Origin of the sequence: Aurantimonas aggregata (genome assembly GCF_010500835.1) — a bacterium.
Lineage (GTDB): Bacteria > Pseudomonadota > Alphaproteobacteria > Rhizobiales > Rhizobiaceae > Aurantimonas > Aurantimonas aggregata.
Genome location: NZ_JAAAMJ010000008.1, coordinates 97,748 through 116,144, shown reverse-complemented (window position 1 = coordinate 116,144; position 18,397 = coordinate 97,748). Strand labels below are relative to the sequence as shown.

Genomic DNA, 18,397 nt, shown 5'->3' with positions numbered 1-18,397 from the left:
CATGGCGCGGCACTGGCCTGACATTCCCTATCTCGCCTGGCGGGAGACCTGCCAGGCGCTGCAGCTCTATCTGCAGATCGTCGGCAAGTACCGGCTGGCCCACACGCCGTGGCTCAACCATTCCTGGACCGCCACCTTCTACGTCACGGCCCGCGGCCTGACGACGTCGCCGGTTCCGGACGGGCCGGGCATCGAGATCGTCTTCGACCTCATCGACCACCGCGTCATCGCCACGAGCAGCGACGGTGGCATCGTCAGCTTCGCGCTGGAGCCGATGACGGTCGCCGGGTTCCACGCCCGATTCGTCGCGCTGATCGACGAGCTCGGCGGCACGCCGCGTTTCCACGGCCGACCCAACGAGGTCGCCGATCCGCTCGCCTTCGTCGACGACCACCGCGACCGACCCTATGACGCCGACGCCGTCACCCGCTTCTTCCGGGCGACCGCCGCCGCCGACCGGGTGTTCAAGGCTTTCCGCACGTCGTTTCTCGGCAAGCAGAGCCCCTCGCATCTCTTCTGGGGCAGCTTCGACCTGGCGGTGACCCGCTTCTCGGGCCAGAGGGCCCCGCTGCATCCCGGCGGCATCCCCGCCCTGCCCGACAGCGTCACCCGCGAGGCCTATGACCACGAGGTCGCCTCGGCCGGCTTCTGGCCGGGCGGTGGCGGCATCGATTATCCCGCCTTCTACGCCTATGCCTATCCGACACCCGGCGGCTACGCGGCTGCCACGGTCGAGCCGGAAGCGGCGTTCTGGGCGAGCGGGCTCGGCGAGTTCATCCTGCCCTACGACGCCGTGCAGGGTGCCGACGACCCGGACGCGACGCTGCTGGCCTTCCTGGAATCAACCTATCTCGCGGCGGCCAGCCTTGGCCGCTGGGACCGCGATGCGCTGGAATGCGCGCCGGGCATTGCCGGCCAGCCGCGCGAAATCGCGGCTAGCCCCGCCCCGGCTGCCGAGGACGCGCCGGAGCCGACGCCGATCGACCCGGCCGGCATCCAGCGCGAGGAAGGTCCGGCCAAGGGCCGCTATCTGCTGCGGGGCGACGGGCTGGAGGCGGAGATGAGCTACAGCCGCGCCGGCGCGCGCCTGCTGATCATCGACCACACCAGCGTTCCGGACGCCTGGCGCGGCCGCAAGGTCGGCGAACATCTGGTGCGGCGGGCGGTGGAGGACGCGCGGGCCGCCGGGCGCCTGATCCTGCCGCTCTGCCCATTCGCCAAGGCGCAGTTCGACCGCCATGCCGAGTGGCACGACGTGCTCGACAAGCGTTAAGCCGAGGCGGCGTCCCGCCTTGTCGTCAGCGCTTCAGCAGGTCCGGCCGGCGCGCCGCGGTGATCCGCTCCGCCTCGGCCCGTCGCCAGCGTTCCACCGCGCCGTGGTCGCCGGAGGTCAGCACCGCCGGGATCGTCTGGCCTTCCCATTCGGCGGGGCGGGTATAATGCGGGTGCTCCAGGAGGCCCGCCTCGAAGCTCTCGGCCTCGCCGGACAGGGCGTTGCCCATGACGCCCGGCAGGAGCCGCACAACAGCGTCGAGCAGCACCAGGGCGGCGATCTCGCCGCCCGAGAGGATGTAGTCGCCAATCGACACTTCCTCGAGCCCGCGGCCCGCGATGACCCGCTCGTCCACGCCCTCGAAGCGGCCGCAGACGATCACCGCGCCCTCGCCGACGGCAAGTTCACGGACGCGGCGCTGGTCGAGCGGCCGGCCGCGCGGGCTCATCAGAAGGCGCGGCCTTGTATCGCCCGCCGGCGCCGCATGGTCGATCGCCGCGGCCAGCACGTCGGCCCGCATCACCATGCCGGCACCGCCGCCGGACGGCGTGTCGTCGACCATGCGATGGCGGCCGACGCCGAAATCGCGGATCTGGACGGTCTCCAATGCGACGTCGCCGCGCTCCAGCGCGCGGCCGGCCAGCGAGACGCCGAGCGGGCCCGGAAACATCTCCGGATAGAGCGTCAGGATGCTCGCGCGAAAGCTCATGGTCGTCTCAGGCCAGCGGCTCGCTGCTGGCCACCTCGATGATCTTCAGATCGCGAGCAAGCACCGTCACGCGCTTCAGCGCGGCGTGCCAGGCGGCGATGTGCTCGGCCTTGCCGTGGCGCGCGAGATCCTCGCGGCTTTCCCACTCCTCGTAGATCCGCACCAGGCCCGGCTCGAGCAGATCCTCGGCGAAGGCGTAGACGAGGCAGCCCTGTTCCGCGCGCGTCGCCGAGACGACCGCGACCGCGTCGGCGCGCACCGATTCGAGGTCCTGCTGCGACAGGCGAAGGGTTCCGGCGACGATGATCATGATGGCTCCCGATGATTGCGCGGGCTGGCCCGCTTCCCGTCACGGGATAGGTCGGCGCGGTCGCGAAGGCAAACCCGCCGGGGGATTCGGCTCAGCTGCCGCCGGAGGGCTCGGCTTCTTCCGGACCCGGCGCGTCGTCGTCTTCGGTCTCCACCAGCCCGGCAGCCACAGGATCGACGATCATCACGCCGGCCTCGACGTCGAGCTCCGGCACCGCGGCGGCCGAGAACGGGATCATCACCGTCGGCCCGCCCGGCGGCTGGATCTCGACGATGTCGCCGGCCCCGAAGTCATGGAAGGCGACGACCTTGCCCACCGGCTCGCCGGCGATCGTCTGCACCGCGAGACCCACCAGGTCGCCGAGATAGAACTCGTCGTCGTCCTCGGGCTCGGGCAGCACCGAGCGGTCGACGAAGAGCTCGCGGCCGTTGATGCGCTCGGCGTGGTTGCGATCCTGGACCTCCGCGAAGCGCACCACGACGACGTTCTTCTGCGGCCGCGCCGACTCGACGGTGTAGCGGTTGCCCGAAGCGTCGAAGAGCGGCCCGTAGGCCCCGAGCGCCGTCGGATCCTCGGTGAGCGAGCGGACGCGGCATTCGCCCTTGATGCCGTGTGCCCCGCCGACGACGGCAAGCAGCACGGGATTGACGGGGGCGGACGGTTGGTTCGGCATCGGGCTCGGCTATCCTGGTGGCAGGCGCCGATCCATGCCGGGATCGCGCGGTTTCGGCAAGTCCGGCATGGCGGGCTTATCCCGACGCCGCCGCGGGAAGCTCTCCCGACCCGTCCTGACGCCGGTTGCGGTCGGCGTTGGCATAATGCTCCCGCTTGGCAGCATACATCTGCTGGTCGGCGCGGCGGACCGCGTCCTCGAGCCGCTCGCCGGGCTCGGCGGTCGCCATGCCGAGCGAGAAGGACAGCGGCGTGCCGGGGTAGAACTGGTTGTTCACCTCCACCAGCTCGTGGATCGACTCGATCATCCTGGCGCCTTCCTCGGCGCCGCTGGCCGGCATCATCACCACGAACTCGTCGCCGCCGATCCGGGCGGCGTGGCTCGGCTTGGCCACCGCCTCGTTCAGCACTTCGCCGGCCCGCCGCAGCAGCGCGTCGCCCGCGGCATGGCCCAGCGTGTCGTTGACGTCCTTCAGGCCGTTGAGGTCGGCCACGACCAGCGTGATCGGCTCCGGACCCTTGCGCTCCAGACGATTGAGTTCGTCGACGAAGAACGAGCGGTTGTAGAGCCGCGTCAGGATGTCGTGCTTGCCGAGATATTCGAGATAGGCCTCGGCCTTCTTGCGGGCGGTGATGTCGGCGAGCGCCACCTGCACCAGCGACCAGTCGGACTCGTAGCCCGGAAACACGGAGAACTGCATGTGGACATGCAGTTCCTCGTTCTCCAGCGAGTAGTTCACCACCTCGCGCTGCTGGAACAATTTGCCCTGCCACAGATCCACCAGCTGTTCGCGGAAATGCTGCTCCATCGCGTCGCGGAACACGTCGGCAAGACGGGCGAGCAGCGTCGCCTTGTCCGGCGCCTTGAACAGTTCGAGCGTGTGCCGGTTGACGTCGATGACCCTGATCTCGCTCATGCAGCGGGTCACGAAATCCGGATGCACGTCGAGAAAGGTGCGGAAATCGACGACGCCGCGCTCGCGCACCTCGTCGATCAGCCGCTTGACGACGCTGAAATCCTCGACCCAGAGGGAGATCGGCGAATGCTCGAACAGGCCGCGGGCGAAAGCCGCGCTTTCGGCGACCCGCCGGCGGCCGGACTCGCGCTCGGTAACGTCCTCGGTGGCAATCAGGACACGGCCCCAGTCGGCCTCGTGACCCGGCAGGATGCGCGCCTTCAGCTGCACGTCGAGGCGGCGGCCGGAGAGCGTGTAGTTGACGGCCAGGCTGGTGAAGGCGTCGCGCCCCTCCCAGAGCTGCGCAAGCTCGTCGACATGGGTCGACAGCATGTCGCCGGAAAACACCTGGTCGAGATTATCCGACAGTTCAGCGAAACTCTTGGCCTCGAAGAGCTCGAGGGTTCGCTGATTGACGGCGATGACGCGGATGCGGCGGGCGGCCTCCCGGACCCGCTCGGGATCGGCGGCGAGATGCTCCCGAAGGTCGGTGACGCCGCTTGCCCGCCAGTCGTCGAGCAGCGCCTTGACGCCGCTGAAATCCTCCAGCCAGAGCGGCACGGGAGCCAGCTCGAAGGCATCGGTTCCGGGAAGATGCCCCGAAGGGGTCTCGGCAGGCGGCATGTTCGCACCCTCACGCCAGGCCCGCATGACGCAGGCCCACTTACGGGAACGGCGCCCTGGGGCGCCGTCCACTCACATCCGTCAACTTGCAGCCGAAACTGGTCCGACGCTTACTCGGCGGAAGCGGTCTCTTCCTCGGCGGCAGGCGCCTCTTCCTCGACCGGCGCATTCTTGGCGGCTTCGGCCTCGGCAGCGGCGGTCGCGGCGTCTTCCTCGCGCTGCTTGCGCTCGGCCTCGCGCTCCTGCGCCTTCTTGCCCGGCAGGCCCTTGGTCAGGTTCTTGCGCTCGGGACGGTTGGCGATGCCCGCCTGGTCGAGGAAGCGCAGCACCCGGTCGGTCGGCTGCGCGCCTTCGCCGAGCCAATGCTTGATGCGGTCTTCCTTGAGCGTGACGCGCTGCGCGTCCTTCGGCAGCAGCGGGTTCCACGAACCCAGCTGCTCGACGAAGCGGCCGTCGCGCGGGCTGCGTGCGTCGGCGACGACGATGTGATAGTAGGGGCGCTTCTTCGAGCCGGCCCGGGCAAGACGCATTTTCAGTGGCATTTCATTCTCCTGTCGATGATGGCATGCCGCGCGCGGCGGCGATGGCTTCGTGGTGGCGGATGACTTCCTTCACGATGAAGTTCAGGAATTTCTCCGCGAATTCCGGATCGAGTTCGGCCTCGAGGGCGAGCCGGCGCAGCCGTTCGATCTGTTCTCGCTCCCGGGCCGGATCGGCCGGGGGCAAATCGTTCTCGGCCTTCAGCGCGCCCACCACCTTCGTGCAGCGGAAGCGCTCGGCCAGGATGTGAATCAGCGCGGCGTCGATATTATCGATCGAGCGGCGCAGCGTGGCGAGCCGGGCCTTCGGGTCGGCCTCGTCCCAGCCGGATGTCGGCAGGACGGTCATTTCTTCTTCCCCGGCAGGCCGGGAAGCCGCGGCGCGCCGCTAGGCAGTCCCGGCAGGCCGCCGCCCATGCCACCGAAGCCGGGCGGCATGCCGCGGGGCATTCCGGGCATCCCGCCACCGCCCTGCGCCGCGCGGGCCATCGCCTCGAGTTCCTTGGGGTCCATCTTCGACAGGTCCGGCATCCCGCCGCCCATGCCGCCCGGCATGCCGCCAAGACCCATCTTGCCGGCGAGGCCGCCCATCATCTTCTGCATCATGCCGCCCTTGCCCTTGCCCATAGACTTCATGACGTCGGCCATCTGGCGGTGCATCTTCAGGAGCTTGTTGATCTCGGCGGACGAGGTGCCGGAACCGGCGGCGATGCGCTTCTTGCGCGAGTGCTTGAGGATATCGGGATTGGCCCGCTCCTTCGGCGTCATCGAGCCGATCACCGCGAGCTGGCGCTTCAGCATCTTGTCGTCGAGCCCGGCCGCCGACATCTGGTCCTTCATCTTCCCCATGCCGGGCATCATGCCCATCATGCCGCCCATGCCGCCCATCTTCTGCATCTGGCGGATCTGGTCGGCGAGATCGTTGAGGTCGAACTTGCCGGACTGCATCCGCTTGGCCATCGCCGCGGCCTGTTCCGCGTCGATGTTCTCGGCAGCCTTCTCGACCAGCGAGACGATGTCGCCCATGCCGAGAATCCGGTCGGCGATGCGGGCCGGATGGAAATCCTCCAGCGCGTCCATCTTCTCGCCGGTACCGATCAGCTTGATCGGCTTGCCGGTGACGGCGCGCATGGACAGCGCCGCGCCGCCGCGCCCGTCGCCATCGACGCGGGTCAAGACGATGCCGGTGATGCCGACGCGCTCGTCGAAGGAGCGGGCGAGGTTCACCGCGTCCTGGCCGGTCAGGCTGTCGGCGACGAGCAGGATCTCGTGCGGCTTGGCGCGCGCCTTGATCTCGGCCATCTCGGCCATCAGCGGCTCGTCGATATGCGTGCGGCCGGCGGTATCGAGGATGACGACGTCGTAGCCGCCGAGACGGGCCGCCTGCTCGGCCCGGATGGCGATCTCGACCGGGCCCTGGCCGGCGATGATCGGCAGCGTCGCAACGCCGGTCTGCTCGCCGAGCACCTTCAGCTGCTCCTGGGCGGCCGGCCGGCGCGTATCCAGCGAGGCCATCAGGACCTTCTTGCGCTGCTTCTCGGTGAGCCGCTTGGCGATCTTACCGGACGTCGTCGTCTTGCCCGAGCCCTGCAGGCCGACCATCATGACGACGACCGGCGACGGCGCGTTCAGATCGATCGGGACCTGCGTCTCGCCGAGCGTCGCGATCAGCTCGTCATGGACGATCTTGACGACCATCTGGCCGGGCTTGATCGACTTCAGGATCTCGGCGCCGACGGCCTTGGCACGCACCCGGTCGGTGAAGTCCCGGACGACTTCCAGCGCGACGTCGGCCTCGAGCAATGCCCGACGGACCTCGCGCAGCGCGGCGGCGACATCCTTGTCGGACAGCGCGCCGCGGCCGGTGAGGCCGTTCAGGATGGACCCGAGGCGGTCCTGGAGTGAATCGAACATCGAGGCTTCCTTCCGTCCTTCCGGTGTCTCACCGGAAGGTGGTGCGGCTCGCCCTCCCCGACACGGACCATGCACAAAGCAAGGCGTCATCCGCGGGCGAATATCGCTGGCGGATGGTGACCTCCGGGCGGCTCTCGTAAAGAGGGACCCGGTCGGCGTGTCGCGGACGGCTAGTCGCGGATATGGGTCGGCAGAAACACCAACGGGTGGCAATTGTCAAATTTCGTCGGCATTGCGCGCGCCGGCTGCGACCGCAATGGAACCGTCACGCGTCTACGCTACTTCGGCTGCTGGTGGGACTGCAGCCCTTCGCCGACACCCGGCCGATCGCAAGAGCGTCCGTCTCGCACCGTAGCGGGCCGGCCGGGCGGCATCCCGGAGCATCGCAGGCGACGGTTCAGCCGGTCCAGCAGCCATCCCCATCGGCGGGCCGTCCCCCCCGCCCCGCGCAAGGAACTGAACGTGACCGCCCACCTGGTTCTTGCCGTCCTCACGGTTCTCTTCCTCGCCGCGACCGGCATTTCCTTCGTTCGGATCGCGCACGGCTTTGTGCGCTCCTTCTCCTTCCCGCGATTGCAGATCCTCGCCCTGACTGTCGTCCTCGCGGGCTTCACGATCTGGCTGGTCGACGACCCGCAATGGCTGTGGACCCTGCTGGCCGGCCAGGCGATCGTCGCCATCGTCCAGGCCGCCTGCATCCTGCAGTTCACCCCGCTCCGGCCGCGCCAGTCGGAACGCTTCGATGGCCCGGACGACGCCCCCAACGTCGTCTCGATCCTCTCCTCCAACGTTAAAATGTCGAACCGCGACTATGGCCGGACCGTCCAGATCGCGCGGGACGCAAATCCCGACATCGCGCTTTTCATGGAAGTCGACCAGGCCTGGACCGATGCGCTCGCCCCGATCGGCGAAGGGCGGCCGCACCAGGTCGTGCAACCCCTGGATAACGCTTACGGGATGGCGCTCTATTCGCGCCTCGAACTGGCGGACGTGCAGGTGCAGGACCTGATCATGGACGAGGTGCCCTCGATCATCGCCACGGTGACGCTTCGCGACGGCCGGAGCTTCCGACTCTACTGCGTCCACCCCGAACCGCCGGTCCCCCACATCGATTCCGCCGGCCGCGATGGTGAACTCATGCAGGTCGCGCATCTCGTCGATAAGGACGAGATGCCGGCGGTGGTCTGCGGCGACCTCAACGACGTCGCCTGGTCGCACACGACACGCCTCTTCCAGCGGCTCTCCGGGCTGCTCGACCCGCGCATCGGGCGTGGCTTCTACAGCTCCTTCGACGCGCGCTTCTGGTTCCTGCGCTGGCCGCTCGATCACCTGTTCCACGATGCCCGCTTCCGTCTCGTGTCGATGCGTCGGCTGCCTTATACCGGCTCGGATCATTTCCCGATGTATTTCAGCCTGGCGCTGACCCAGTCGACCGGCGACTCGGCGCCGCCGCCGGAAAAGGACGAGACCGATCTGGAAGAAAGCCGCGAGATTCGCGAGGAAGCCAGGGAGCTCGATCGCGACGCGATCGGCGTCGACTGGGAGAAGTGATCGTGGCCGCTGACAATCGTTGCAGAATGCAAAGGTCGCTGGCGGAACGATAGCCCGGCTACGGCATTCTGTCGCCGAAGGAACGCCGCGGCAACGGGCGCGTCCGGGTTGCGTTACCATCGCCCCTTGCCGTGACCTCTGTGGATCACGCCAGCGGGTCTCGGCCGCATCCGGGCTCGCCGGTCCGCTTCTCGCAAGGACCATTTCCATGACCGACCCCCACGACACGCGCCCCGAGCGCGACCGCACCGTCATCGTCAACAACGACCGCGGCGGCGGTGGTGGCGGCGGCTCCGGCTGGCTGATCGCCGGTCTGCTCATCGTTGTCATCGTCGTCGGCGGCTACTTCCTCTTCGGTGACCGTCTCACCGGCGGCGCTGGCGGCGGCGACACCAACGTCACGATCGACGCGCCGGACGTCAACGTGCCGGACGTCGACATGCCCGACGTCGACGTCACTCCCGAAGGTGGCAATGCAGCGCCCGCTCCGGCACCGGCCAACTGATCGATACTCCAAGGATCGGGACCCTGCGTCCCGATCCTTTCAATTCCGGGGTTGATCGGCCATATAGCCGTGATGACCGAGAGTGCCGAAACCACTGACGGGCGTTTCGTCCCGTTCGCCCGGATGAACGGGCTCGGAAACGAGATCATCGTCGCCGATCTGCGCGGCAGCAAGGCGCGCATTGCTGCCGATGCCGCGCGCACTCTGGCCGCCGTCGATGCGACGCGTTTCGACCAGATCATGGCGATCCACGATCCGCTGACGCCAGGCACCGACGCCTATATCCGGATCATCAATCGCGACGGGTCCGAGGCCCAGGCCTGCGGCAACGGAACGCGCTGCGTCGTCCAGGCGCTGTCCGCCGAGACCGGCCGGCACGACTTCACCTTCGAGACCCGCGCCGGAATCCTCTCCGCCAGCGAACGCCCGGACGGGCTGATCGCCGTCGACATGGGTATTCCCCACTTCGCCTGGAACGAGATCCCGCTGGCCGAGGAATTCCGCGACACGCGGGCGATCGAGCTGCAGATCGGGCCGATCGACGCGCCGGTGCTGCATTCGCCCTCCGTCGCCTCGATGGGCAATCCGCACGCGATCTTCTGGGTCGACCGCGACGTCTGGGATTACGAGCTCGACCGGTTCGGGCCGATCCTCGAGAACCACCCGATCTTTCCCGAGCGCGCCAACATTTCCATCGCCCGGGTCACCGGCCGCGACGCGCTGACGCTGCGCACCTGGGAACGCGGCGTCGGCCTCACCCGCGCCTGCGGCTCGGCGGCTTGCGCCGCAGCCATCTCGGCCGCGCGCACCCGCCGGACCGACCGGACCGTCACCGTCACCGTCCCCGGCGGCGACCTCTTGATCGAGTGGCGCGACGACGACCACGTGATGATGACCGGTCCGGCCGAATGGGAATGGTCAGGCAGGCTCGACCCGGCGACCGGTGTCTTCGAACGCGACGGCGAGCCGGTGCCGGCCTGATGGGGGTCGAGATCGTCTCCTTCGGCTGCCGCCTCAACACCTACGAGGCGGAGGTGATGCGGCGCGAGGCCGAGGCCGCCGGCCTTGGCGGCGACGCGCGCCCGGCCATCCTCTTCAACACCTGCGCCGTCACCGAGGAAGCCGTCCGCCAGGCGCGCCAGCAGATCCGCCGCGCCCGCCGCGACAACCCTGAGGCCCGGATCGTCGTTACCGGCTGCGCCGCGCAGACCGAGCCCGGCCGCTTCGCGGCGATGGCCGAAGTGGACGCAGTGATCGGCAACGCCGACAAGCTTTCGGCGGACGCCTATCGCGCGCTGCCGGATTTCGGCGTCGGCACCGAGGAAAAGATCCGCGTCAACGACATCATGAGCATCACCGAGACCGCCGGCCATATGGTCGACGCGATCGAGGGTCGCGCCCGCGCCATCGTCCAGATCCAGAACGGCTGCGACCATCGCTGCACCTTCTGCATCATCCCGTTCGGGCGCGGCAATTCCCGCTCCGTGCCGATGGGCGCGGCGGTCGACCAGATCCGGCGCCTTGTCGACAGCGGCTACAACGAGATCGTCCTCTCCGGCGTCGACATGACCAGCTGGGGCGCCGACCTGCCGGGCCGGCCACGGCTCGGTGATCTGGTGCAGGCGATCCTCGTTCACGTGCCGGCGCTGCGCCGCCTGCGGCTTTCCTCGATCGATTCCGTCGAGGCCGACGACGCGCTGGTCGAGGCGATCGGCTCGGACCGGCGGGTCATGCCGCATCTGCACCTGTCGCTGCAGGCCGGCGACGACATGATCCTGAAGCGCATGAAGCGCCGCCACACGCGCCAGGACGCGATCGATTTCTGCGCCACAATGCGGGGGCGCCGCCCGGAGATCATCTACGGCGCCGACCTGATCACCGGCTTCCCGACCGAGACCGAGGCGATGTTTCAGAACACGCTTGCGCTGGTCCAGGATTGCGGCCTGACGCATCTTCACGTCTTCCCCTTCTCGCCGCGCGAGGGAACGCCGGCGGCGCGCATGCCGCAACTACCGCGACCGGTGATCAAGGAACGCGCCGCGCGGCTGCGCGCGACGGGCGACGCGGCGCTGAAGGCTCATCAGGGGCGCCTGGTCGGCACCCGCCAATCGGTGCTCGTCGAGCGCGGCGGCGGCGGCCGCTGCGAGGACTTTACCCACTGCCGCATCGACGCAGGCCTCCCCGGCGACGTCGTCGACGCTATCATTGCGGCACAAGAGAACGGAAAACTGCAGGCGCGACCGTGGAACGGCGATGTTCCCCGCGCCACACTGGCTGCACAAGCCGAGAACGGGATCCATGGCTGACAAAAAGAGCTTCTTTCGGCGCGTCTTCTCCTTCGGCTCCGATACGGAGGCAGAGCGCACGCCCGAGCATGGCACGACGCCGCGCGCTTCGGACAGCGAATATGGCCGGCCGGGATCGCCCGATCCGGAAGTACGCCCGGTCGCGGCCGCCAGTTCCGTCGCCGACGACGAGGCCGGCGCCGCCAACGACGGGGGTGCCGGCGACGATGGCGGCGGCATCACGCCGCTGGCCGAGATGGCGGCGGCGGCAGACGCGAAATCCGACGATCACTCGGGCCCGGCTCAAAAAAAAACTCCGATTGGCTGACTGAACTTCCCGAAGACGAGAAGGACGGCGCGGATTTCTCCTTCCTCGAGTCGCCCGAGCCGGAGCCGGCCGAGGTCGACTTCTCCTTCCTTGAGCCGGGCGTGCCCCCGGTCGAAGGCGAGACGCGGGAGCCCTCGGATGAGGCTGAGGCCGTCGCGCCGCCCGTTGCGCCGGCATCCGACGCGGATCATCTCGACGGTCACGAACCGGAGGAGGACGCGGAAGAGGCGGACTTTTCCTGGCTCGACGAAGACCTGCCGCCCGAGGACGACGAGACCGTCCCGACCGACGTCGAGCGGATTGAGCCGAGCTTCGACGAGCCGGCAGCCGCCACGCCGCTCGCGCCGCCCGCTGCCCGTCCGACCATCGATCCCGACGCGGGCTTCCGGCTGCGGCAGGCACCCGCGCCGGCGGCACCCGCCGAGCCGGTGCGGGCACCCTGGCTGCTGCGCCTGCGCGAAGGCCTGTCGCGCTCGTCCAACCAGCTGTCCGGGTCGATCGGTTCGATCTTCACCGCCCGCAAGCTCGACGAGGAGACGCTGCAGGATTTCGAGGACGTGCTGATCCGCGCCGATCTCGGCCTCGAGACGGCGCTGCGCATCACCGACCGGCTGTCGGAAGGCCGCTTCGGCCGGACGGTCTCGGGGGCCGAAGTCCGCGGCATCCTCGCCCAGGAGGTCGAGAAGACGCTCACGGCTGTGGCGGTGCCGCTGGAACTCGACCTCGAGAAGAAGCCGCACGTGATCCTCGTCGTCGGCGTCAACGGCACCGGCAAGACGACAACGATCGGCAAGCTCGCCGCCAAGCTGACGCGCGCCGGGCTCAAGGTGACGCTCTGCGCCGGCGACACGTTCCGGGCCGCCGCCGTCGAGCAGCTGAACATCTGGGGCGAGCGCACCGGATCGGAGGTCGTTGCCAAGGCGATCGGCGCCGATGCGGCTGGCCTTGCCTACGAGGCCTATGACCGGGCCATCGAGAACGATTCCGACGTGTTGATCATCGACACGGCCGGCCGGCTGCAGAACAAGACCGAGCTGATGGCCGAGCTCGAGAAGATCGTCCGCGTCCTGCAGAAGCGCGAGCCGGACGCACCGCACACCGTCCTGCAGACGCTCGACGCCACTACCGGCCAGAACGCCCTGCAGCAGGTGGAGATCTTCCGCAACGTCGCGGGGGTGAACGGCCTGGTGATGACCAAGCTGGATGGCACGGCCCGCGGCGGCATCCTCGTGGCCATTGCCGCCAAGCACAAGTTGCCGGTGTATTTCATCGGCGTTGGCGAAGGGATCGACGATCTGGAGCCGTTCAGGGCGAAGGATTTTGCCGACGCCATTGCCGGCACGACGGCCGACGCGTAGCGCCGGCGACGACGCACGCAGGATTGTTCCGGCGATGCCTCGCATTTGCCGGCTTCCGCGCCGATAGCCACGCCGAACACGGAGTTTCCATGCGCGACCACATCCTCGAAGAAGACCCGAACAGTCCTGCCCGCAAGGAGATGAACCCGCTCCTGAAATTCGCGCTGGAGCTCGGGCCGCTGCTGGTCTTCTTCTTCGCCAATTCGCGCGGCGACCAGCTGGCCGAAGCGTTTCCCGTCCTGCATGAACTCGGCGGACCGCTGTTCATCGCGACCGGCCTGTTCATGGCCGCGATGGCGATCTCGCTGTCGGTCTCGTGGGCGATTACCCGCAGCCTGCCGATCATGCCGCTGGTGTCCGGCGCCGTGGTGCTGGTGTTCGGGACGCTGACCCTGTGGCTGCAGGACGAGACCTTCATCAAGATGAAGCCGACCATCGTCAACGCCTTGTTCGGGGCGGTCCTGCTCGGCGGCCTTGCCTTCGGCAAGTCGCTGCTCGGCTACGTCTTCGACCAGGCCTTCAAGCTCGATGCCGAAGGCTGGCGCAAGATGACGCTGCGCTGGGGCCTGTTCTTCCTGTTCCTCGCGGTGCTGAACGAGGTCGTCTGGCGGAATTTCTCGACCGATGCGTGGGTGGCATTCAAGGTGTGGGGGACGATGCCGATCACCATCGTCTTCATGCTGACGCAGATCCCGCTGCTGAAGCGGCATGCGCTGGAGCCGAAGGTCGCGGACGCGGGCAAGAGCTAAGGCACCCGCGCCGCCGGTCTGTGCCGGCCGGGGTCGCCCCCGCCGGCAGTTGTTCCTACCAGCGGTAGCTGACCCGTCCGATGCCGGAGAGCGTGGTGGAGTCGCTGGAGAGTTCGCTGTCGAAGGTGGCACCCACCGCCAGCCCATTGGACCAGGCCACTTCCGCTCCCGCCGAGGCGAGCAGGTAATCGCCGGACTCGTCGGCACCCTTGATCTGGAAGTCCGACCCCGGCAGCGCCCGGAAACTCGCGTCGAGGGTCTGTCCCGACACTTCGTCGTGGGCCCAGGCAAGACGGCTGCGCAGCTTGAGCGTGGCATCGTCGGAGAGCGGGATGATCTGGCCGAACCGGGCGCCGAGTTCGGTCCGCACGCCGGTCGAGTCGCTCGAGTCGACGTCGAGGACGAAGACCGAATTGCTGTCCGACGTCTCGCTGTAGTCCGGCGTATAATACTGCTGGACCTGCAGACTGGCATAAGGCGTGAACCACCCGCGGCCCGGTATCACAGCGATCTCGGGGACATCGAAGCGATAGCCGGTTTCCACCCGGCCGGCGAGATTCCAGGCGGAAAAGTCGGCATCGAAGCGCTCGGTTATGCCGATCGTCAGGTCGCGTTCCGTCGACACGTCGCTGTAGCCGACCGCGATCGAGGCCGCGACATAGGCGGCATCGAAATTGGTCCGACCGTAGATCGCCGCATGCACCATGTCGCTTTCGCCGGAACCGCTGGCGCCGTCGAGCCCGAAAGTGCTCCGGCCGAGACCGACGGCAAAGCCGGCAATCGTGTCGGGGGTCAGCGCGTAATCGATGCCGACGGCGACGCCCACCGTGTCGATTTCGCGGTCATGCGATCCCCAATAGCTGTCGCCGTCGGTCCGGGTCTCCTGGCCGTAGCCGGCAATCCAGCCATTCCAGGGTTTCGTCTGAGGCGGCGGGGCTGCGACCGGCGCGCCGTACATGGCGACGCCGCCCAGCATCTGCAGGGTCGTGCCGGCCTCCGGGCCATAGCCGAGAACCCGGACCGTGGCCGGCGGCGCCGGCTGTTCAGGGACGGTCTCGGGGGCGTAGGGTCCCTCGTTCATGCGGTCGAAGACCTCGTTCATGAACGAGTTCATCGCCTGCCGGCCGGCCGGCGCTACCGACGTGGCGACCTCGCCGGTCAACTGCTCGAGGACCAGGACGGTCTGCGCGGGCGTCAACAGGCGGAAGACCAGCGGCAACTCGCCGCCGCCGGCAACGAACGAATCGATGCCGTCAGCGACGGAGACGGCCGCGGGAGTCGGCAGGACCACGGGAGCCACGATCGCAATACTGCCGTCGGGCAGGATGAACACCGGCGTGCCGTCTGGGAGGGTGATTATGGGGGTGCCATCCGGGGGCGTCGCCACCGGCGTGCCGGGCGGAACCACGACGACGGGCGTGCCATCGGGCAGGGTCACGACCGGCGGCGTCACCACCGGAACCACCGGCACGGTCACTGCCGGGCACACCGTGATCCTGTTGGTGTCCAGTGTTACCGCGCCGTTGCGGGCCAAAGCGGCACCGCAGAGGATGTCGGCGCCGGTGTTGAGCGTGATGCTCGTCAGGGCGAGGATTTGCCCGGCCAGCGTCGTCTCGGTGCCGAGCGTCGCCGAGCTTCCGACCACGAAGAATACATTAGCACCCTGCGCACCGTTGATCAGCGATACCGTCGAGGTGCTCGCCGTCGTCAGCGTGCTGCCGATATTGATGATGAAGACGGCGTTCGGATTGAACTGCGCGTCGAGGGTCAGCGTCCCAGAGAGCTGCGCCGAGGTATCGTACTTGAACACGCCGGGTGACAGGGTCAGCCCGGCTAGATCCCGCCCGGAGAGATTGATCGTTGCCGGCCGATTGAATAGGTCGACATACCGGTTCGTCAGGTCGATCTGCGCCTGAACCGCGACACCATCATTGAGGAACGTCGCGTAGGGTGCGTTCACAATGCCTGGCGGAAAACCGACGACCGCGGTGCCTGGGCTGACGCCGACATTGCCGTTGATAACGGTGGACCCGGTATTGGTGACCGTGGATCCCGCCAGCACACCGAAGCTGTCGAGACTCTGTGCCAGCGACCGCGTTTCCCCTGCGCCAATGACCGCCAAAGCGGCCATGGTCAGTTTTACCCCAGCGAGTACCTTCATCATGCGAACCCCTGAATTTCCCCTATCACAAAGCGTTTAATCGCTTTCCCGACGGGAATCTGAGCTATATTGAACAACGTGTAATTGTGTCGCTTGCCGTTGCTGATCGGATACGCAAATGACAGGCTGCGTCGTCTCGTCATCGCTATCCCCGGGTCATCTGTTGGCCCCGGAGGGAGGGACCCTCTGCGATTATGCCAAGGGAGAGCGGATCTTCGTCCAGGGCGATGAAGGCGACGCGGTTTTCTTCATCCGGCGTGGACTCGTCAAGATTTCCGCCCTCTCCCCCAATGGCAAGGGAGCCGTCATCGCGGTTCTGCCGGATGGCGTATTCTGCGGCGAGACGTGCCTCGCCGAGCCGCAGCCAGTGCGCAACGCTACCGCGACAGCCTTGGTCGACAGCAGGATCACCCGATGGGACAGGACGGCCTTCCTGCAATTGCTGCAGCATGACCCGGAATTTGCCGCGACCGTCGTTTCCCGCCTTGCGGCCCGTGCTGGCCGCATGGAGGAAGATCTGATCGATCACATCCTCAACTCCAGCGAGAAACGGCTTGCGCGCCTGCTGTTGCTTCTCGCCGAAGTTGACCAGGATGGAGCGGCGGTGAAAGTCAGCCAGGAAGTGCTGGCGGAAATGGTCGGCACGACCCGCTCGCGCGTCTGTTATTTCATGAACAAGTTCCGCCGTCTGGGCTTCATCAGCTACAGTGATCAGTTGATCGTGCATCCTTCGCTGCGTAGCGTCGTGGATGCCGACGTCCCGCATGACGGGACGCATCCCTGATGTGGGGCGACACGAAACCTCTCTGACGAACGTGCCGCACACGGCCTCGGTGGTCATACTGCTGCAGCTCAGCGCATGACCGTGACCGGCGTGCCGACGGCGACGCGGGCGTAGAGGTCCAATATGTCGGCGTTGTGCATGCGGATGCAGCCATAGGACACGAAGCCGCCTATGGATCCCGGCCGGTTGGTCCCGTGAATGGCGTATTCTCCGCCGGACAGCGTCATCGCCGCCTCGCCCATCGGATTGTTCGGCGCACCGCTCGGGATCATCGCGGGAAGATCGGGCCGGTCCTTGAGCACCGCGAGCGGCGGGGCCCAGTTCGGGCGAATGTATTTTCCGGTGATCGCCGCAGTACCCGTCCACTGCCGGTCTGCGCGTCCGACGCCGACGTCGTAGCCGATGGCCTTGCCCGGTCCGACCACCAGATAAAGCCGGCGCTCGGAAGTCCTGACCATGATCGCCCCGGCCTCCAGGCCCGCGGTGTCGACACGAACCCGCTCGGCGCCGCTGGCTGTATTGGTTAGGCTGCCGAGCGACAGGGCCGCAACAGCGACCACCAGCTGAAGCAAGCGACGGCGCGGAATGATGGCAGAGGGCACGAAGGCTACTTCTCGCAAGGGGATCTCGATCCCGGTAAAAGGTCAATAGCCGACTATCATACGTCACGCGAGAGCGACGATGTCACACCGGCCCTCGCCTCGGTGCGATCCGCCCGGATGATGAAGCGCGGGTTAACAATCGCCACCGATTTCGGGAACGGTCCCGGCAACCACGGCTTTTCAAAACAATCGCGCCATTGCGATCGGCCGGTTCGGTGCCGATATCGCAAGCAGCAACGCAACCAGGGACCTCGTATTGATGGACATTCAGAAGCTACTCGGCCAATTCCTCGGCACCAACGGACAGGGAACGACAGGCTCGCAGCCCGGCCAGAACCGCCCCGGACAGGGCGGTGGGTCGCTGGTCGATCAGCTGGGCGGCATGCTGCAGGGCGGTGGTTCCGGCTCCGGCCTCGGCGGCATGCTCCAGGGCGGCGCCGGATCGGCGCTTGGTGGCGCACTGGCCGGCGGTCTCGCCACCAGCCTGTTCCGCGGCAAGGGCGTCGGCAAGCTGGGCGGCACGGCGCTGAAGCTCGGTGGCGCGGCGCTCGTCGCCGGCCTCGCCTACAAGGCCTATCAGTCCTACCAGGCGCAGCAGGGTCAGACCGCCCTGCCCGGCGCCGAGCCGCTCCGCCAGCTTCCCGCGGCCACCACGGCCGGCGAGATTCCCGAGCCCAAGGGCACGGCCTTCCTGCCGGCGGGCGAGGAGGAGGTCCGCTCGCGCCTGATGCTGTCGGCGATGATCGCCGCCGCCAAGGCCGACGGCTACATCGACGCCAACGAGGAGCAGGCGATCTTCGGCCGGATCGACGAACTCGATCTCGACGCCGAGGAGAAGGGTTTCCTGGTCGACGAGATGCGCCGGCCGATGACCCCCGAGCAGCTGGCCTCCCGCACCTCCACGCCAGAGATCGCCATGGAGGTCTACACGGCCTCGGTGCTGGCGATCGACGCCGACCACCCGGCCGAGCGCGCCTATCTCGACCGGCTGGCGGCGCAGCTCAAGCTACCGCCCGAACTCGCCGCAGAAATCCGGCGGACGACGAGCGAAGTCCAGGCCTGACGCTCCTCGCAGCG

19 protein-coding genes are annotated in these 18,397 nt (G+C 67.7%); 10 read left to right on the top strand and 9 right to left on the bottom strand.

The features are described from left to right. Window position 1: 1 nt before the first annotated feature. Entirely contained in the window at window positions 2–1,273 is a 1,272-nt protein-coding gene (locus GTW51_RS12475; protein WP_163044258.1) for a DUF5996 family protein, read from the top strand. Between the two features lie 25 nt (window positions 1,274–1,298). On the opposite strand, the gene trmD is transcribed toward GTW51_RS12475, so the two are convergent. The 7 genes from trmD to ffh all read right to left on the bottom strand — a co-directional run bounded on the left by trmD (window position 1,299) and on the right by ffh (window position 6,997). Next, entirely contained in the window at window positions 1,299–1,982 is a 684-nt protein-coding gene (trmD, locus tag GTW51_RS12470; RefSeq protein WP_163044257.1) for a tRNA (guanosine(37)-N1)-methyltransferase TrmD, read from the bottom strand. Between the two features lie 7 nt (window positions 1,983–1,989). Then, entirely contained in the window at window positions 1,990–2,292 is a 303-nt protein-coding gene (locus tag GTW51_RS12465) for a putative quinol monooxygenase (RefSeq protein WP_163044256.1), read from the bottom strand. Window positions 2,293–2,383: 91 nt separating this feature from the next. Continuing rightward, window positions 2,384–2,965, bottom strand: a complete 582-nt coding sequence (rimM, locus tag GTW51_RS12460; RefSeq protein WP_163044255.1) for a ribosome maturation factor RimM — start codon at window positions 2,963–2,965, stop codon at window positions 2,384–2,386. A gap of 76 nt (window positions 2,966–3,041) precedes the next feature. Further along, window positions 3,042–4,544, bottom strand: coding sequence for a sensor domain-containing diguanylate cyclase (locus GTW51_RS12455; RefSeq protein ID WP_163044254.1), 1,503 nt, complete (start codon window positions 4,542–4,544; stop codon window positions 3,042–3,044). Between the two features lie 110 nt (window positions 4,545–4,654). Continuing rightward, window positions 4,655–5,086, bottom strand: coding sequence for a 30S ribosomal protein S16 (gene rpsP, locus GTW51_RS12450; protein ID WP_163044253.1), 432 nt, complete (start codon window positions 5,084–5,086; stop codon window positions 4,655–4,657). Window position 5,087: 1 nt separating this feature from the next. Further along, the gene (locus GTW51_RS12445) at window positions 5,088–5,432 is read right to left on the bottom strand and encodes a chorismate mutase (RefSeq protein ID WP_163044252.1); all 345 of its coding nucleotides are present in this window, start codon (window positions 5,430–5,432) and stop codon (window positions 5,088–5,090) included. Beyond that, window positions 5,429–6,997 carry a signal recognition particle protein gene (gene ffh / locus GTW51_RS12440; protein ID WP_163044251.1) on the bottom strand — a complete coding sequence of 523 codons (1,569 nt, stop codon included), beginning with the start codon at window positions 6,995–6,997 and terminating at the stop codon, window positions 5,429–5,431. Before ffh ends, GTW51_RS12445 begins: the two co-directional genes overlap by 4 nt. A gap of 462 nt (window positions 6,998–7,459) precedes the next feature. Between ffh and GTW51_RS23925 the strand changes: the two genes are divergently transcribed. From GTW51_RS23925 to GTW51_RS12405, 7 genes are all read left to right on the top strand, one after another. After that, a complete protein-coding gene (locus tag GTW51_RS23925; protein ID WP_203566049.1) occupies window positions 7,460–8,548 on the top strand; it encodes an endonuclease/exonuclease/phosphatase family protein in 1,089 nt (362 codons plus the stop codon). Window positions 8,549–8,756: 208 nt separating this feature from the next. Continuing rightward, complete coding sequence (locus GTW51_RS12430; RefSeq protein WP_246233046.1) at window positions 8,757–9,053, top strand: hypothetical protein; 297 nt, start codon at window positions 8,757–8,759, stop codon at window positions 9,051–9,053. Between the two features lie 72 nt (window positions 9,054–9,125). Further along, window positions 9,126–10,034 carry a diaminopimelate epimerase gene (dapF, locus tag GTW51_RS12425; protein ID WP_163044250.1) on the top strand — a complete coding sequence of 303 codons (909 nt, stop codon included), beginning with the start codon at window positions 9,126–9,128 and terminating at the stop codon, window positions 10,032–10,034. Continuing rightward, window positions 10,034–11,359 carry a tRNA (N(6)-L-threonylcarbamoyladenosine(37)-C(2))-methylthiotransferase MtaB gene (gene mtaB, locus GTW51_RS12420; RefSeq protein WP_163044249.1) on the top strand — a complete coding sequence of 442 codons (1,326 nt, stop codon included), beginning with the start codon at window positions 10,034–10,036 and terminating at the stop codon, window positions 11,357–11,359. The genes dapF and mtaB overlap by 1 nt, the downstream gene beginning before the upstream one ends. Continuing rightward, window positions 11,352–11,666, top strand: a complete 315-nt coding sequence (locus GTW51_RS12415; protein WP_163044248.1) for a hypothetical protein — start codon at window positions 11,352–11,354, stop codon at window positions 11,664–11,666. The genes mtaB and GTW51_RS12415 overlap by 8 nt, the downstream gene beginning before the upstream one ends. After that, window positions 11,663–13,024, top strand: a complete 1,362-nt coding sequence (ftsY, locus tag GTW51_RS12410) for a signal recognition particle-docking protein FtsY (RefSeq protein WP_203566053.1) — start codon at window positions 11,663–11,665, stop codon at window positions 13,022–13,024. The genes GTW51_RS12415 and ftsY overlap by 4 nt, the downstream gene beginning before the upstream one ends. Before the next feature lie 89 nt (window positions 13,025–13,113). Further along, window positions 13,114–13,773, top strand: a complete 660-nt coding sequence (locus GTW51_RS12405; protein WP_163044246.1) for a septation protein A — start codon at window positions 13,114–13,116, stop codon at window positions 13,771–13,773. A 55-nt stretch (window positions 13,774–13,828) separates the two neighbouring features. On the opposite strand, the gene GTW51_RS12400 is transcribed toward GTW51_RS12405, so the two are convergent. Next, window positions 13,829–15,937, bottom strand: coding sequence for an ice-binding family protein (locus GTW51_RS12400; protein ID WP_163044245.1), 2,109 nt, complete (start codon window positions 15,935–15,937; stop codon window positions 13,829–13,831). 115 nt (window positions 15,938–16,052) lie between these two features. Between GTW51_RS12400 and GTW51_RS12395 the strand changes: the two genes are divergently transcribed. Beyond that, window positions 16,053–16,718, top strand: coding sequence for a Crp/Fnr family transcriptional regulator (locus tag GTW51_RS12395; RefSeq protein WP_163044244.1), 666 nt, complete (start codon window positions 16,053–16,055; stop codon window positions 16,716–16,718). A gap of 68 nt (window positions 16,719–16,786) precedes the next feature. On the opposite strand, the gene GTW51_RS12390 is transcribed toward GTW51_RS12395, so the two are convergent. Further along, complete coding sequence (locus GTW51_RS12390) at window positions 16,787–17,338, bottom strand: L,D-transpeptidase (RefSeq protein WP_246233044.1); 552 nt, start codon at window positions 17,336–17,338, stop codon at window positions 16,787–16,789. A gap of 241 nt (window positions 17,339–17,579) precedes the next feature. Here GTW51_RS12390 and GTW51_RS12385 point away from each other — a divergent pair, with 241 nt between their 5' ends. Then, window positions 17,580–18,383 carry a tellurite resistance TerB family protein gene (locus GTW51_RS12385; RefSeq protein ID WP_163044243.1) on the top strand — a complete coding sequence of 268 codons (804 nt, stop codon included), beginning with the start codon at window positions 17,580–17,582 and terminating at the stop codon, window positions 18,381–18,383. Window positions 18,384–18,397 lie beyond the last annotated feature (14 nt).